11 protein-coding genes and 1 other annotated feature are annotated in these 14,721 nt (G+C 58.9%); of the genes, 7 read left to right on the forward strand and 4 right to left on the reverse strand.

Annotated features, from left to right (window positions below):
* Window positions 1-192: 192 nt before the first annotated feature.
* From PU133_RS08675 to PU133_RS08685, 3 genes are all read right to left on the reverse strand, one after another.
* Window positions 193-1,446 carry a DUF2254 domain-containing protein gene (locus PU133_RS08675; RefSeq protein ID WP_404864301.1) on the reverse strand — a complete coding sequence of 418 codons (1,254 nt, stop codon included), beginning with the start codon at window positions 1,444-1,446 and terminating at the stop codon, window positions 193-195.
* Window positions 1,447-1,541: 95 nt separating this feature from the next.
* Window positions 1,542-3,023 (reverse strand): SulP family inorganic anion transporter, encoded by a 1,482-nt coding sequence (locus tag PU133_RS08680; protein WP_404864302.1) that lies wholly within the window; start codon window positions 3,021-3,023, stop codon window positions 1,542-1,544.
* A 78-nt stretch (window positions 3,024-3,101) separates the two neighbouring features.
* Window positions 3,102-3,157, reverse strand: a sequence feature (sul1 is cis-regulatory element that is thought to sense ions involved in sulfur or methionine metabolism; They are found in Alphaproteobacteria).
* A gap of 180 nt (window positions 3,158-3,337) precedes the next feature.
* A complete protein-coding gene (locus PU133_RS08685) occupies window positions 3,338-4,588 on the reverse strand; it encodes a glycosyltransferase (protein ID WP_404864303.1) in 1,251 nt (416 codons plus the stop codon).
* Between the two features lie 1,180 nt (window positions 4,589-5,768).
* Between PU133_RS08685 and PU133_RS08690 the strand changes: the two genes are divergently transcribed.
* Window positions 5,769-6,110: a helix-turn-helix transcriptional regulator gene (locus PU133_RS08690; RefSeq protein WP_126009609.1), complete on the forward strand. Its 342-nt coding sequence runs from the start codon at window positions 5,769-5,771 to the stop codon at window positions 6,108-6,110.
* Window positions 6,107-7,030, forward strand: a complete 924-nt coding sequence (locus PU133_RS08695) for an SRPBCC domain-containing protein (protein ID WP_404864304.1) — start codon at window positions 6,107-6,109, stop codon at window positions 7,028-7,030. The genes PU133_RS08690 and PU133_RS08695 overlap by 4 nt, the downstream gene beginning before the upstream one ends.
* Before the next feature lie 89 nt (window positions 7,031-7,119).
* Here the strand turns inward: PU133_RS08695 and PU133_RS08700 are convergent, their stop codons facing one another.
* The gene (locus PU133_RS08700; protein ID WP_404864305.1) at window positions 7,120-7,770 is read right to left on the reverse strand and encodes an invasion associated locus B family protein; all 651 of its coding nucleotides are present in this window, start codon (window positions 7,768-7,770) and stop codon (window positions 7,120-7,122) included.
* A 946-nt stretch (window positions 7,771-8,716) separates the two neighbouring features.
* Here PU133_RS08700 and PU133_RS08705 point away from each other — a divergent pair.
* From PU133_RS08705 to PU133_RS08725, 5 genes are all read left to right on the forward strand, one after another.
* A complete protein-coding gene (locus PU133_RS08705) occupies window positions 8,717-9,466 on the forward strand; it encodes a CsgG/HfaB family protein (RefSeq protein WP_164527828.1) in 750 nt (249 codons plus the stop codon).
* Between the two features lie 132 nt (window positions 9,467-9,598).
* A complete protein-coding gene (locus PU133_RS08710; RefSeq protein WP_404864306.1) occupies window positions 9,599-13,249 on the forward strand; it encodes a beta strand repeat-containing protein in 3,651 nt (1,216 codons plus the stop codon).
* 65 nt (window positions 13,250-13,314) lie between these two features.
* A complete protein-coding gene (csgH, locus tag PU133_RS08715; protein ID WP_404864307.1) occupies window positions 13,315-13,719 on the forward strand; it encodes a curli-like amyloid fiber formation chaperone CsgH in 405 nt (134 codons plus the stop codon).
* 24 nt (window positions 13,720-13,743) lie between these two features.
* The gene (locus tag PU133_RS08720) at window positions 13,744-14,352 is read left to right on the forward strand and encodes a hypothetical protein (protein ID WP_126009629.1); all 609 of its coding nucleotides are present in this window, start codon (window positions 13,744-13,746) and stop codon (window positions 14,350-14,352) included.
* A gap of 54 nt (window positions 14,353-14,406) precedes the next feature.
* The gene (locus tag PU133_RS08725; RefSeq protein WP_126009631.1) at window positions 14,407-14,679 is read left to right on the forward strand and encodes a curli assembly protein CsgF; all 273 of its coding nucleotides are present in this window, start codon (window positions 14,407-14,409) and stop codon (window positions 14,677-14,679) included.
* The last annotated feature ends 42 nt before the right edge of the window (window positions 14,680-14,721 follow it).

Below are 14,721 nucleotides of genomic sequence, written 5' to 3' on the forward strand. Positions count from 1 at the left end.
TTCCGACCAATCCATTAAAATGCTTCTCCAACGCCAATTCGCCGATGATCCTCGAGCCGCTTTCACGGTCGATCCAAAGACTGAACTGGCAGATCCATCGCAGGTTCAACAATCAAACTGTTATTTGAAATTTCGATGTTTGGGGGTCGGACATTTGATGCCCAGCAGCTACGCTGTTGGGCGATGACAAAGTCATGCGTACCGCGCAACTTCTGCCGCAGCCTGGTCGATTGCTTGCCTGTCTTGGTCCAGAGACATCGCCGGTATAGACCGGAGAAGAGCCAGCCGGGAGTGTCGAGCCGCTTCGATACGAAATCGAGGATCGGGAAGAGCCGCGAGCGCCGCCAAAGCTTTCTGCAATCGGACATGGACCTCCACCAGAGACGCGCTGTCTCGTGCGATGGGGCTGAAAACATCGTCGAACAGCTCTCCAAGCTTCACAGAATTCATCCGGACATTTGGATATCGGACGGCGTCGCGATCGGTAGGCTCGCTCCAGATTGTAAGCAGCCGAACGCTTCTTCCAATGACATCAATTGCAGTGCCGGGATCATTGACCGCGGGTGACAGTGCGCGCTGCGCGATTTCCGCCAGTACAGACATCCCAAATCGGGGATCCTGATCGAAAGATCGTTCGGTTTCCAACGTGTAGCAATTGCGGACGGCTGAGCGAATGGCCTCATCCTCACATGCAATGCGCGCTAGGGGTCGTCGCGTGTCGACAAAGGTACCGGGTAGGGCAAGCGAATAGAGGATGGTTTCACAATCCTTGGCGATCTCTTGTAGTCTCTCCATGTCGATGTGCTGAACATAGCCGATTTCGGTGGAATTCACCGGCTCTGCGGACGCTGGGATGTCGGCTTCGTCTCCCAGAAACATTGCGCCGAGATAGGGCTGGACATGGCGGTTGTTCAAAGCCTCTGCCGTGACTTTTTCGACTGCCGATGTCGTTTCGCCGACACGCCCGAGGCGTGTCAGATAGTCGATCCAGCGCAAGAGAGTGACGACGATGAGCAGTACGACGAATATCGTAACCACGAATAGGATGACGCGGCCCTGTTCCCCGTAAGCCCCCATCGCGAGCGTGATGATCGCAACCAAGCTGAAGAGAAATGAGCCCACAAAAGTCGAAAGGACATTTTGCGAAGTGGCGTCCTGAAGCAGAAGCTTGGTGGCGCGTGGTGTCACATTCGTCGTCGCCGCGGAATAGGCGGCCACCATTGAACTGACAGAGAACGTGGTTACTGCAAGCATCGACGAGGCGATGATCGTCAGGATGTTATCAACCGCGTCAGCGCCGATTGATGCGGATATTTCATAGGGAATGTAAGGCCCCACAAATATGGCAAGTAGCGCCGACACCACAGCCAGCAATGAAATGAGGGTGCTACGAAACCACAATCGTCTCGTTAAGAGCCGAAGGATCCAGCCCAGTTTCGACGTCATTTTCGTATCTCCCTAAATTCCTAATTGCCTCCCTTGCCGTTGGAAGCGGGAGATAGCAGCAGACGTAGCGCTTTTCGACCAGCCGTGCGCAGCTCTTAATTTCTTAAGTTCAGGCCATCGCCTGGCTTGTCGTGAATGGCAAGGCGATCGACGATCGTCTCGCTTGCCTTGTTCATGCCGACGATCTCGACGTCGGCACCGTCGCGCCGGAACTTCAGCACAGCCATGTCGAGGGCAGCGACACTCGAGATGTCCCAGATATGGGCGCGCGAGACGTCGATCGTGACCTTTTCCAGCACCTCCCTGAAATCGAAGGCCGCCATGAAGTCTTCGGTTGAAGCAAAGAAGAGCTGACCGTCGACCGTATATGTCCGGTGGCGCCCGTCGTCACTGGGTGTGGAGGAGACACGGAACAGCTGCGCGATCTTCCAGGCGAAGAAGATGCCCGACAGCAACACGCCGATAAGGACGCCATAGGCAAGATTATGGGTGAAGACGACGGTGACGACAGTCGCCAGCATGACGATTGATGAGGAGCGCGGATGATCCTTGAGATTGACGATGGAGGACCAGGAGAAGGTGCCGATCGAGACCATGATCATGATGGCGACGAGCGCCGGCATCGGGATCTGGCTGACGAGGTCGCCGAGCACCAGGATCATGAACAAGAGGAGGATGCCGGCTGCGAAGGTTGAAAGCCGACCGCGTCCGCCTGACTTCACATTGATGATCGACTGCCCGATCATGGCGCAACCCGCCATGCCGCCGATGAAGCCGGTGGCCGTATTGGCAATGCCCTGGCCGATGCATTCCTGATGGCGATCTGATGGCGTGTCAGTCAGATCGTCCACGATCTGCGCCGTCATCATGGACTCCAGCAAGCCGACCACCGCAACTGCCGCCGAATAGGGCAGGATGATCATCAGGGTCTCGAAGGTCAGCGGAATGTCCGGGATCAGGAAGACCGGCAGGGTCGACGGCAACTCGCCCATGTCGCCCACGGTTCGAACGTCGAGGCCGAAGACGATGGTCAAGGTCGTGAGCACCACGATGCAGACCAGCGGCGATGGGATCGCCTTGGTGAGATACGGAAACAGATAGATGATGGCGAGACCAGCGGCGACCAGGACGTAAGTCAGGTTCGAAACGCCGACGAGCTCGGGAATCTGCGCCATGAAGATCAGGATCGCCAGTGCGTTGACGAAGCCTGTCATCACCGAGCGCGAGACGAACCGCATGAGCGCGCCAAGCTTCAGCAGGCCGAAGAGAATTTGCAGCAGGCCCGCGAGAACGGTGGCGGCCAGCAGATACTGAAGTCCGTAGTCGCGCACGAGCGTGACCATGAGCACCGCAGTCGCAGCGGTGGCAGCCGAGATCATGCCCGGACGTCCACCGACGAAGGCGATGAGCACGGCGATCGAAAACGAGGCATAGAGGCCGACCCGCGGGTCGACGCCAGCGATGATGGAAAAGGCGATGGCTTCGGGAATAAGCGCCAGGGCAACGACGAGGCCAGAAAGCAGGTCGCCGCGCACATTGCCGAACCATTGCGCGCGGTAAGCGGACAAGGAGGTCATGAAAATCCAGATGATGAGAGAACCAAACCAGCGGCCTCTTCTGAGAGAAGGGTCGCACCGGGAGACGGTATTTGATCTAGTTGTCCGGCGGATCGGCGGCCGGAAGAGCCACCCGGAATTTCACCGGGTCCTGATGGATGACGCCTCATAACGCCACATCGGGCCAGATGACAACCCGCGCCCGAGCGCGAAGAGCTAATGAGCCGCTGACGGCTCGCCCGTTTTATGAAACCGCGCTTTTGACGCTCAGCGGTGTTGACAGGCGATGCACCCCGATGTTGCTCCAATGAACCACCGGCTGGCATCCAATGGCGTCAAGATGCCTTGCTTGCTCGGGAGCCTACACGCTCCAGGAAATCGATAGCCGTCTCGATCCCACGGTCCGTTCTGATCGCAGCACCGAGTGCGTTCGCCCGAGATCGCATCGCCGGGTCGTCCATCGCGATCAATGCCTGGGCCAGCAGGGGTGCGTTCAATGTCTTTCGGTCCAGAGGCGCAGGGCCGGCTCCCAGATATTCAACCCGTCTCCCCCAAAAGGGCTGGTCCCCGAAGAACGGGATGATCTGTGTCGGCAGGCCCGCCCGTAAGGAGGCAGCGGTCGTCCCGGCACCGCCGTGGTGGACGGCCGCCGATGCTCTGGGGAGAAGCACATCATGCGGTGCACCTTTGACGAAAAAGGCGCGATCGCTCATTTTGCCGGGGTCTATCGCGCCGCCGCCAACCGCCAGCAGACCCCGCTTGTCGGTCACGGCGAGGGCATCAAGGATTATCCCGGTCAACTGTTCCGGGTCGAGCCCCGGCATGCTGCCAAACCCGAAATAGACCGGCGGCGGCCCAGCGTCGAGAAACGCCTCCAGATCCGGATCGGGCTGCCAGCCAGGCTCGTCGAGAAACCAGTAGCCAGTGACCAGAACATCCGGCCCCCAATCGTCGGGCTTGGGAAGCACTGCCGGGCTATAAGCGTAAAGCGTACCTGCACGTGACTTGCGCTTGAGTTGATCGTCAAGCCCAGGCGTCCCTTTTCTCCAAGCCTTCAACTCCCGTGCGAAAAGCAGTTCGGCCGCGTGGATCGCGAGCGAATGACTGGCCCGATTGAATGGGCCCAGTGACGAGAAGGGAAGCAGAGGCGACGGGAAGGCCGAGGTCGGTGTCAAGCCGGGGACGGGGGACGCCAGCACATGCGGCACGTCTAGAGCACTGGCTATATAAGGCGCCGCAATCGACTTCGGGTGATAGAGGATCATATTCGGGCTGAAGTCGTTCGCCATCTGCCACTCGCCATCGAGCAGCTTCCTCATCAACGGTCGGACTTCTTTCAAGAGCTTGAAGCCGGCGCTGAACCCTTTCCCTCCAGCGACAGCTGCTTTCCCCTCGGCCGTGTTCAGCAGCGCCAGAAATTCCGCGGGGAGGCCTCTAGAGCTAACACCGTGAGCAGCGGCGAATTCGGAAAACTGGACGGGAGCTGCGAGCTGAACCTGATGGCCTCGGGCCATCAGGCTTCGAGCAAGCGCGACATAGGGTTGAACATCGCCACGTGTGCCGAGCGTATGGATCGCGATCCGCATGGCTGGAACATAAATCAGAGTACGCGCAATGTCTGCTTACTCCGAGACCGAAACGAAGAGCCGACAGTCCGGATACGGCCCCAACTGTGCCCAATTGACAATGTCCGCTTTCTCCGAAGTCCTCAGAAAAGCTGATAGGCGGCTAGCCACCCCGTTCGAGCCTTCCAGGCGCACGCTGGGCGCCCTTACCAGAGACTGGCAGAAGCCCGACCCGCCCGCCGTGCCCGGAGAGAACACAGACACGGCGGGCTGGGTTCAATCGGGCTGGCCGGCCCTTCACGGCCTCGCTGGACGTGATGCCAAACTGTCTCACGTTCTTGAAGAAAATCCTAGCCCGCTAGGGGCTACGTTGCTGGTTTACTAAGAGAGCTTACTTTGTTTGACGATGTAGAAACCAATTTTCAGTCTACATGTATTTTGTAAACTGCTTGTGTTGCCCCTTGGTGTCGGGGCAATTTGCTCTTCGGATCGATCCGCTCACTTGGGGATATCAAGGACCTTAGAGTTCGCGAGTGCTTCACCCGACGAGCAAGAACGCGACGTCTGGCGGATGGCGCGAAGTATCCAGTTTGAGAGCAAGGGCGACGGCGACTTCTTCGACGAAGCGCTGGTCCATGCCTACCCGTTCATTTTTCTCAACAGGGAGACACATCACTGACGAGCGTACAAGCAATCGTGGTGGCGACAGCGCTATGGGGCGCGGGTGGCGCGATCTACCTGAAATGGATTTCGATCTACGGAGACGCACAAGAGATTGTCGAAGGTCTCCGGCGGGGCGACCCGGCGGCGTGGGTTGCGTTGGCCCTGTTCGTCGCCGCGTGGCCTGCAATCTACGTTTGTGCGAAACTCTCGGCGCACTTCAATGAGCCAGCCACATAGACCAGAATTTTGCAACCGGCTTCAAGAAAATCTGCTACGCAAAAGTGCTACGCAAATTTTCTAAAAAGCGCACCAAGTATTTGATTTTTTTACTATTGGACGCGCCGTTCGATCCCTACACCACCCACCATTTTCTCTTTTTCAATGATACTCACACCGAAACGCAGACGCTGTCTTCCAGCGCGTTTGGCATGCTTTTTTACCCGATCTTTATCGAGCAATCAGGCGCTGCCTGCTGTCACTTAGCCGATCGACGAAGTTTTTGCTTGCCAATCTTCGATTTGCGTGGATAGTTAGCTGTATGGCTAAGCATGATCCGGATCTCTCTCTGCTCTTTCACGCGCTGGCGGATGCTACGCGTCGTTCGATGCTGGCCCGATTGGCGCAGGGGCCGGCGCGGGTGACGGATCTGGCGGAGCCGACGGGGCTGCGGTTGCCGACCATCATGCGGCATCTTGCCGTGCTGGAGGAAGCGGGGCTGATCTCGACATCGAAGGATGGGCGCATCCGCACCTGCGCGATCCGGCCGGAGGCCATGGAGCCGGCCCGTGCCTGGATGGAGGAACAGCGGGCGGTCTGGGCGGCACGTCTGGATCGGCTCGATGCCTTCGTGATGGATGTGATGAAGGAGCGTGAACGATGACACAGTCCAAGACGCTTGAGACGCCCACTTTGCCCAGTGAAGACCGTAGCGGCCGGTTTGCGACGCTGACTTTCGAGCGAGTGGTGAGCGCGCCGGTGGCCACCTTGTGGCAGGCCTGGACGGCGCCGGCCGCCCGTGCGGTCTGGGCAGCGCCGATGCCATCCGTGACGGTCGAATTTGTCGAGGCCGACACGCGCGTCGGCGGGCGCGAGATTTCGCTGTGCAAGGTGGCGGGGGAGGCGGATACGCGATGCGAATGCGGCTGGCTGGACCTCGTCACAGAGGTCCGCAGCGTGAATTACGAGGTGGTCTCGCGCGAGGGCGCAACGCAGTCGGCGGCGCTGGTCACAGCCGATTTTACCGATCTCGGTGAAACGAGCCGTGTCACCGTCACCGTGCAACTTTCCTCGCTCGCTGCCGATATGGAAGAAGGCTACCGCGCGGGGTTCAGTGCCGGCCTGAACAATCTCGCCGGCACCGCCCAACGCACCATGGTGCTGCAGAAGCGCATTCGCGCGCCGCGCAGCACCGTCTGGAACGCGTGGATGAACCCCGAGACACTGCCGCTCTGGTGGGGTCCCGATGGCTTCTCCTGCCGCACGGCACGCATCGATCTCAGGTCCCGCGGCGAATGGGTGTTTGACATGATCGGGCCGGACGGCACCATCTATCCCAACCATCATCGCTACGGCGAGATCCTGCCGCAGGAGCGGTTCTCCTACGAGCTGCTCTGGGGCGAGAATGGACCGAAACATGCCGATGCCTGGGCCTCGTTCGAGGAGCAGGATGGATCGACACTGGTGACGCTCGGCATGGTGTTCAGCACGCAAGCCGAGTTCCAAGAGGCACGCGGTTTCGGTGCGATCGAGCTCGGCCATCAGACGCTTGGCAAACTCGAACGCTTCGTCGGCGCGTTGTGACCGGCGGCCGCCGTTTCCTGCGCAGTCGCGTGTGCAGAAGGCCGCTTCAGTCGTGAGGCTGGATATTGCGTAGCCGGAGTGTAGGAGAACTAGTCTAGTCCGGCTTCCGAGAAGATGGCAGCTGCGGACCGCAGCGACATTGGCAGATCAATCGTCTGGCCATCTGTGCTGAAGACGCGGACGCCACCGGCATTTCCCGACATAAGCGCGTCAACCAACTCTGCAGAAGCAATTGTCTCTACAAGGCAGCCCTGAGCTGTGCACCGCGACGGCATCAAGGTCTCTTGGAAGTCGTCGACCGTCAAGATTGCCCCACGCTGGATGTCGATACCTAACGGCAACGCCATCTGGAGGCTCACGGCGTCGTCCTGAGGGTTCTTCGCAATAGCAAGCACCATGGCGATCTGCTCGCCAACGCGCGAGCGCAGTATCGCCTGACACAAGCGGGATTCAGTCTCGCGTTCGAGGCATTCCAGCTGCCATGAATCTGCTTCGGCTGTCTCTGCCGAAGGGGCCGCTGGCGGCGTGCTGGATCGCGCAGGTTGTCTTGCGGCGGGTGCCGGCGTTATGGGCACGGGCTGTGCTGGCGCGGGCGCCTGTTCGGGAAGCCCGACGGTTGGTTCTGGCTGAATAGGTGCAACAAGAGGCCCGTCGTTCTGGTTGATTTGCGCGATTGCCGAGCCAGCCGACAAAAGGCTGGCCATTACGGTCAACTTGATTGCAGATTTGAAGCGCACCACGCATTACCCCCAGTCGAGACGTAAAAGCATTTACTCGAAACCGGTGTATACGCAATCGTTTTAAATTGAACAGCAAGAACTTCGAGCCATTGCTTGAGGGGAGACGCATTGGTATTAGCCGAAGACTGGGGCAGGGTTGGAGTGCAGAAATGTTTCGAAGGGTCTCGATGATTGCGCTCTTTTTCGCATCGGTGAATGGGAGCGCTGCTCAAGTCTCGGACGCTTATGTGAACCAAGTTGACCCCTCGTCGCGCGGCCAATTGGGCCGGATCGATAGTCTGCCTGCTCAGGGCGGCGCATATATCATGCAGCTTCCCGAAAGCGCCCGCCCGGTGCCGCCGCCACGTCCAGCCGTGCGCAGAGAGCCGCCAGCGCCAAGGGTTGCGAGGACGATCGAACCTCAGTTGCGAGGGCCCGTCTTCCCCAATGTCGGTGCAGGCGTCGCATTGGCATTGTCTCAGCCTCAAGGGGCTGAGCGTTTTCCTAATGTCGGCGCGGGAGTCGGTGCCCAATAGCCCTGAGCCGCACGCGAGCTTACCGAAATACAGTATCGACCAGCACGCTCTACTCAATGAGTGACTGTGTCGCCGAGTGTTGATCGACGCTGCCCTTGCTTTAGTCACACACTCAAAAGCGCCCGTTGCTGTTGTGCAACAGTGCTTTCCCGTTAAGCTAACCTGCAAAGAGTCATAGGCGATCAGCTTGTTTCGTAGGCACGGAACCGGTATTGGCGACGAGTTAGATTGCGTCCGTGTTATTGAACAGACCCGCTTTTCCGGGGGAGCCAGGCGCTAGTCTTTGTGTTGAACGTCGTTATGCGACTACTGGGGCAGGGGAACACATGGGTCATGCAAGCATAACCAGCGCGTTGGTGCTGGCGAGTCTCGCACTTGCGGGGTGCGCTACGGGTCAACAGCTTCCAACGCCACCGGCACAGCTTGAGTCATTGACGAAAACGACGCTGAAGATCGAGCAGGTACCGGCGCCTGCGCAGCCCGTCGATGTGGCCATTTATGAGTTTCCGGATCTGACGGGTCAGGCCAAGCCCAACGACAATTTTGCCGAATACAGCCGCGCCGTAACCCAGGGCGGCGCCAATTTGTTGATCGACGTCCTGAAGTCGACCGGCAATGGGCAATGGTTCAGGGTCGTTGAGCGAGGTGGGCTGAAGAACCTGGTTCAGGAGCGCACGCTGATCGAGAACACTCAGCGCGCCTATAGCCCTGGCGCTGCAAACCTCCCGCCTGTGCGATTTGCCGGGTTGATCCTCGAGGGTGGGATTGTCGGCTACGATTCCAACGAACGTACAGGGGGGGCCGGTGCGCGCTTCCTCGGCATCGGAGGCGACGTCCAGTATCGCTCGGATCTCGTGACGATCTCCTTGCGCGCTGTCAGCGTCCAGACGGGCGAAGTTCTCGCGTCGACCACGACGTCGAAGCAAATCTATTCTTACATGATGCGCGGTGGCGCCTATAAATTCGCGGCCCCGGAAGAGCTGCTCGAGATCGAAGCTGGCAATTCCTACAACGACCCGGGCCACCTCGCAGTGAGAGAAAGCATAGAGCTCGCAGTCTACTCTCTGATCGTTGAGGGGCTACAAAACGGGCTATGGACCCTCAGCGACAGTGCTGCGCAGCAAAAGCTGATCCAGGACTTCACGACGACCTACGCCCGCACGCTTCCGCGCGGATCCTAAATTCGTAAGTAATAATACTCTATTGAATTAGTAAGAACGGGGCCTTTTGCGGCCCCGTTCTGCGTTGTGGCATTGCAATAAAATTGCGTCATCCGCATCCGGTACGCCTGTACTGGAACGGGCTGGCCCAAAATGACGCATCGATTTCCCCAGAGTGTTTCAACCCGAAGCAGGCTTGGCCTATGTGCTATTTTTGTCTCACTATGGCTTTATAGATCCTGTCGCAATTTACCATTTAACAGTTTTGAAAGCGTTTCGACTTGCGGTCTGGACTTTGTGTCTGGTATTAACCGATCGTTAACCCTCGCCGAAAAGCGCGATGGGCGAGCCGGGGCGGGGGGTGTTCCCGCGGGTCAAAAATTCGTTTGGGAGACATTCATGTCATTTAAGAAGCTACTCATGGCGAGCGCCGCCATGGTGCCATTGGCTATGGGCGCAGCAAATGCGCAGACAGCCAACCAGGCATTCATCGGTCAGCTGAACAATAGCAATCTTGCCTATCTTTCGCAGGCGGGGACCAACCGTGCCTTCGTTTACCAGTTTGGCGACGGTAACATCTTTCTTCCGTATCTTGCCCCGCTGAACGCGGATGGCGGCTCGGATGCGCAGCGCGGTAACAACGATCTCGGCACGATGCAGCTCGGCACGGGCAACTTCATCGGCGGTGAGTTCCTGCAGGTTGACTCCAACGTCGGTGGCATCGCCCAGTTCGGCGACAACAACATCGTCAACAGGTTCCTTCAGACCGGCTCCAACCGCGGTGCAATTTTTCAGGGCGGCTTCGCCAACGTCGCTCAGAACGAGCAGACCGGTAACGGCAATGACTCCGGCATCATCCAGGTAAATCCTGATGCGGCTGCAGTGGGCAATTTTGCGTTCAACACGCAGGTTGCAGGTGCGGTCAATCCGACGGCCAATTCCTTCTCGGGCATCCTTCAGGGCGGCTCGCAAAACGTCGCAACCGTTCTTCAGAAAGGCCAGGACGGTTCGGAATCCACAATTGCCCAGGGCGGCACGGGTAACGTTGCGCTCAACACGCAAACGGTCGACTTCTATGAGCCTTTCGGCGCCGGCGTCGTCAATCAGTACAGCATGGGCCTCGGCAACGAGGCAGGCACGCTGCAGGTTGGTGAAGGCAACCTTGCCGTCAACAACCAGAATTCCAGCACCAACGGCACTGTGGCTATCATCCAGGGCGGCGATGCCAATGACGGCTTTAACCTCCACACCGGTGGTACGAATCACGTTGCCGGGATTGCCCAGTTCGGCGATGACAACACGGCGTTGAACGTCAGCCGCGACGGCACGGGCAACGAGGCTGCAACCGTGCAGGTCGGCAATGGCAACGCGGCGACCAACAACTCCCAGGACGGGTTTGGCGATCAGGCTTCGATCCTCCAGGCCGGCAACGGCAACACCGCTCTCAACAGCCAGGTCGGCGCGGCCAATTTGGCTGTCGAAACGGGTGCAAACGCCTCGATCGTGCAGCTTGGCAATGACAATGGTGCGACTAATGTCCAATCTGCACAGGTGGAAGGCGGCAACAACGAGGCCGACATTCTGCAGGCAGGTGTCTCCAACACCGGCCTGAACGCGCAGAGTGCCGGAGCAGGCAATACTGCCGGCATTGCACAGTTTGGCGATAGCAACACGGCGACGAACCTGCAGGACGGCGGCGCTGACAACAGCGGTGCGATTGTTCAGACTGGCGTCGGCAACGAAGGTACGAATCTCCAGACCGGTGGTGCGCGTAAGGGCGCTCGGCTGGTCCAGGCGGGTGCCGACAACACTGCAACGAACGTTCAGGTTGCTGGGCTGGACAATGATGCAGCGATCTTGCAGCTCGGTGCCGACAATCTGGCATCCAACCTCCAGCTCGACGGTGCGAACAATACAGCTGGCGTCATCCAGGCAGGTGCAGATAACGAAGCAACGAACGCGCAAGCTGGTGGTGATGGCAACGAAGCCGGCATCATCCAGGCGGGTGCGGACAACGAAGCTGTCAACCTGCAGGACGCAGGTGCAGCGAATTCGGCCGGCATCATTCAGGCAGGCGCAGACAACGTAGCCACGAACGCTCAGGCTGGTGGCGATGGCAACGAAGCTGGCATCATCCAGGCAGGTGCTGACAACGAAGCCGTCAACCTTCAGGATGCCGGTTCCGCCAATTCGGCCGGCATTATTCAGGCAGGTGACAACAACTTCGGCAGCAACACTCAGTTCGCAGGCTCAGCCGGTGCAGAAGCCGGCATCATTCAGCTCGGTGCCGACAACACGGCGACGAACGTGCAGTCGGGCGCTGAAGCTGGCTCGTCGGCAGGCATCCTGCAGGCCGGCGTGAACAACACTGCCGTGAATGCGCAGAGCAATGTCAATCCGACATCGGCCGTCATCGTCCAGGGTGGCGTTGACAATACGGGCCTGAACGCTCAGTCCGATATCACAAATTCGGATGCATTGATCGTTCAACTCGGCCTGGACAATGATGCTGCCAATACCCAGGCAGAAGGCAACAATGTCTCGGCAGCGATCCTGCAGGGCGGCTCCGACAACCTTGCCTGGAACATCCAGGATGGCGTCGACGACTCCACCGCACTGATCGGCCAGTTCGGTTCGGGCAACGTGGCCGGTAACCTCCAGCAGGCCAACAGCTCGGGCGTTCTCGGCGGCATCATCCAGGTCGGTAACGACAACCGTGCGTTCAACACGCAGGGTGAGTTCCAGACGGTCAGCACGGTCGTTCCTGGTTACGATCTGACCACAAACGTTTCGTTGCCGAGTTATCTACTCGTGGTAGGTCCAAATCAGTCCAACCCAGATGTCGGTCCGTTCCTGTTGGGTCTCGTTGCCCAGCCTGGCACGCTTTCGGGGAGTGGTGCTGCACCTGCACAGGATTCTGTTGCTGTGATCGCACAAATCGGTAATGGCAATGCCGCATCCAACACTCAGGTCGGCCAGCTGGTTTCGCCTGCGATGCTTACCTTGCAGCAGAGCGGAACGCTCTATGCTCCTCAGCTGGATGGTGGCACGGGTGTAAAGTTGTCCTCGCGGTTTATCGGCACTTTCGTCAATGATCCGCTGCGCTATTCGCAGGCGTCGACTGACGTGTCGCTTGACGAGACGTTCGTCAACCCACTCGGTGAAATCAGCGTACCAACCGTCGCGTCTGCCGCCGGTATCGTGCAGGTTGGTGACGGCAATACCGGCCTGAACAGCCAGCTCGTCGCTGCCGGTTCGCTGGCCGGAGTGGCGCAGATCGGTGATGGAAACTTTGCTTCCAACGCACAGACGGCAACGATCGGTGCCATCGCGGCCACGGTTCAGATTGGTGAAGGCAACGCCGCCATTACCAGCCAGTCGCTGACGGCCGCTTCGGTTGCCGGCACGATCCAGAATGGCAGTGGCAACGGCGCCGTGACCACTCAGTCCGGCGGTGTCGGCAATGCGTCGCTCACGCTCCAGAACGGTTCGGAGAACTTCGCATCGACTCAGCAGATCGCAAGCCTCGGAAGCACCTCGCTCATCGTTCAGAACGCGAGCAATTCCGGCGCCGGCATTATGCAAACGGGTACGGCGCAGTCGTCGACGGTCATCCAGGCTGGCGATTTCAGCTACGCACTGGTTGATCAGGCTGGTTCGTCCAACAACTCGCTTATTCTCCAGAACGGCGTAGGTGCTGGCACGAGCGCAAACGTGGCTTCGGTGACGCAGCGCGGAACTGGCCAAAACTCGCTGGTCCTCCAGCAGGGTCGCGGCAACGTCGCTGCCGTGATCCAGAACTAAGCAATCACGATACCGGCGCGGGCGGTCAGCCCGCGCCGGTATCGACCGACAAAGGGGAGGCTCTGATGACCGGCATGTCGCTGCTCTTGACGGGCCTCCTTCTTTCGACTGGCGCAAGTGGCGCTTCGATAAACGGCCAGACCATCGACGGGGACATCCTCAATTCTCGCATTGCCGCATGTGGCGTCGAGATCGATGGAACCAACTTTGCTCGATTGCGGCCTTTTATCGAAACGTCTGAGGCCTTGGCAGGCAGTGTTCAAATTGCGGTTACGAAGCGATCGGCTTCGGGTGTCAGCCAGACCAGTCAGACCAATCGCTTTGCGGATGGCTCGTTGGGCGCGATCGTCATAACGGTCGACAAACCCTCGCGGGTCGCCATCGAGATGGCAGTCATTGCGAACGACGGCACGCCGCTCTGTCGCCTACAGACTGACGTTGAACTCGATGAGCACTCTATCCGGCTTTGAGGCTTGGGGAAAAGGGGACGGAACATGAAAACCTGGAAGAGTGCGCTGACTGGAGCCATTGCAGGGTTGCTGATGGGTATAAGCGGTGCATCTGCGCTGGAACTCTTGCCGACAGCTCCCGAGAGCGGGGTACCCACTCCCGCCATCGTCGGTCAATTGATGGAGCCGATCAATCCGTTCGTTAGCGGTCAGGCAGGCAACACGACCTCGATCCAACAAATTGGTTCGTACAATGCCGCCACATCGGCCATCGAGGGGCACAGCAGCGCCTCGCTGATCGATCAAAGCGGTTCGCGCAATCGTGCGGTTCAAGCAATCGACGGGCACAATTCGGCGCTGCTTCTCGTTCAGGGCGGTTCGAACAACAGCGTTGTTCAGGCAAGCCGGGGCGACAACAATTTTCAGCTTGTTGGCGTGTCGGGGAACAACAACAATGTTGGGTACGTCCAGGTCGGCAGCAACCTTGCGGGCGTGCTCGACGTCCGCAATTCCGTCAACACGAATGTGGTGGCTATCCAGACGCCGTCATCAGGCAATTTCATGATGCCGAGCGGGCTGAACGGTCTCAGCAACGCCAACGTCGTCATTGTGCCTGGCAGAATGTATGTGCTACCGAATAGAAGAGCGTATTGAACGATACTGGCAAGGCTACCCAAGCTCGCCAGGTTTTTCTCGGAGACTTAAACAATGAAGATTCTTGCTGCAGTCGTCGGAACTTCAGTTCTGCTGAGCAGCATCGGGGCTGTTCATGCCTCCGAGCTGGTCTATCGGCCCATAAATCCATCGTTCGGCGGTGACCCGCTGAACGGCAACTGGTTGCTGTCGCAGGCTACTGCCCAAACTGCCGGCGGCGGCTCGCCCGGCTTCTCCATAGATTTCCCGGACTTCGGCGGTATCCCGCAGCCAGATCCAACACCGGTTCCGGTTCCAGAAGTTCCGCTCATCCCAAGCGCCAACTGATCACGCCAAGCGCTCTGATCGACCGCAGATTACCATCCGCCA

This window comes from Georhizobium sp. MAB10, from assembly GCF_045012825.1.
Taxonomy (GTDB): Bacteria; Pseudomonadota; Alphaproteobacteria; order Rhizobiales; family Rhizobiaceae; genus Georhizobium; species Georhizobium profundi.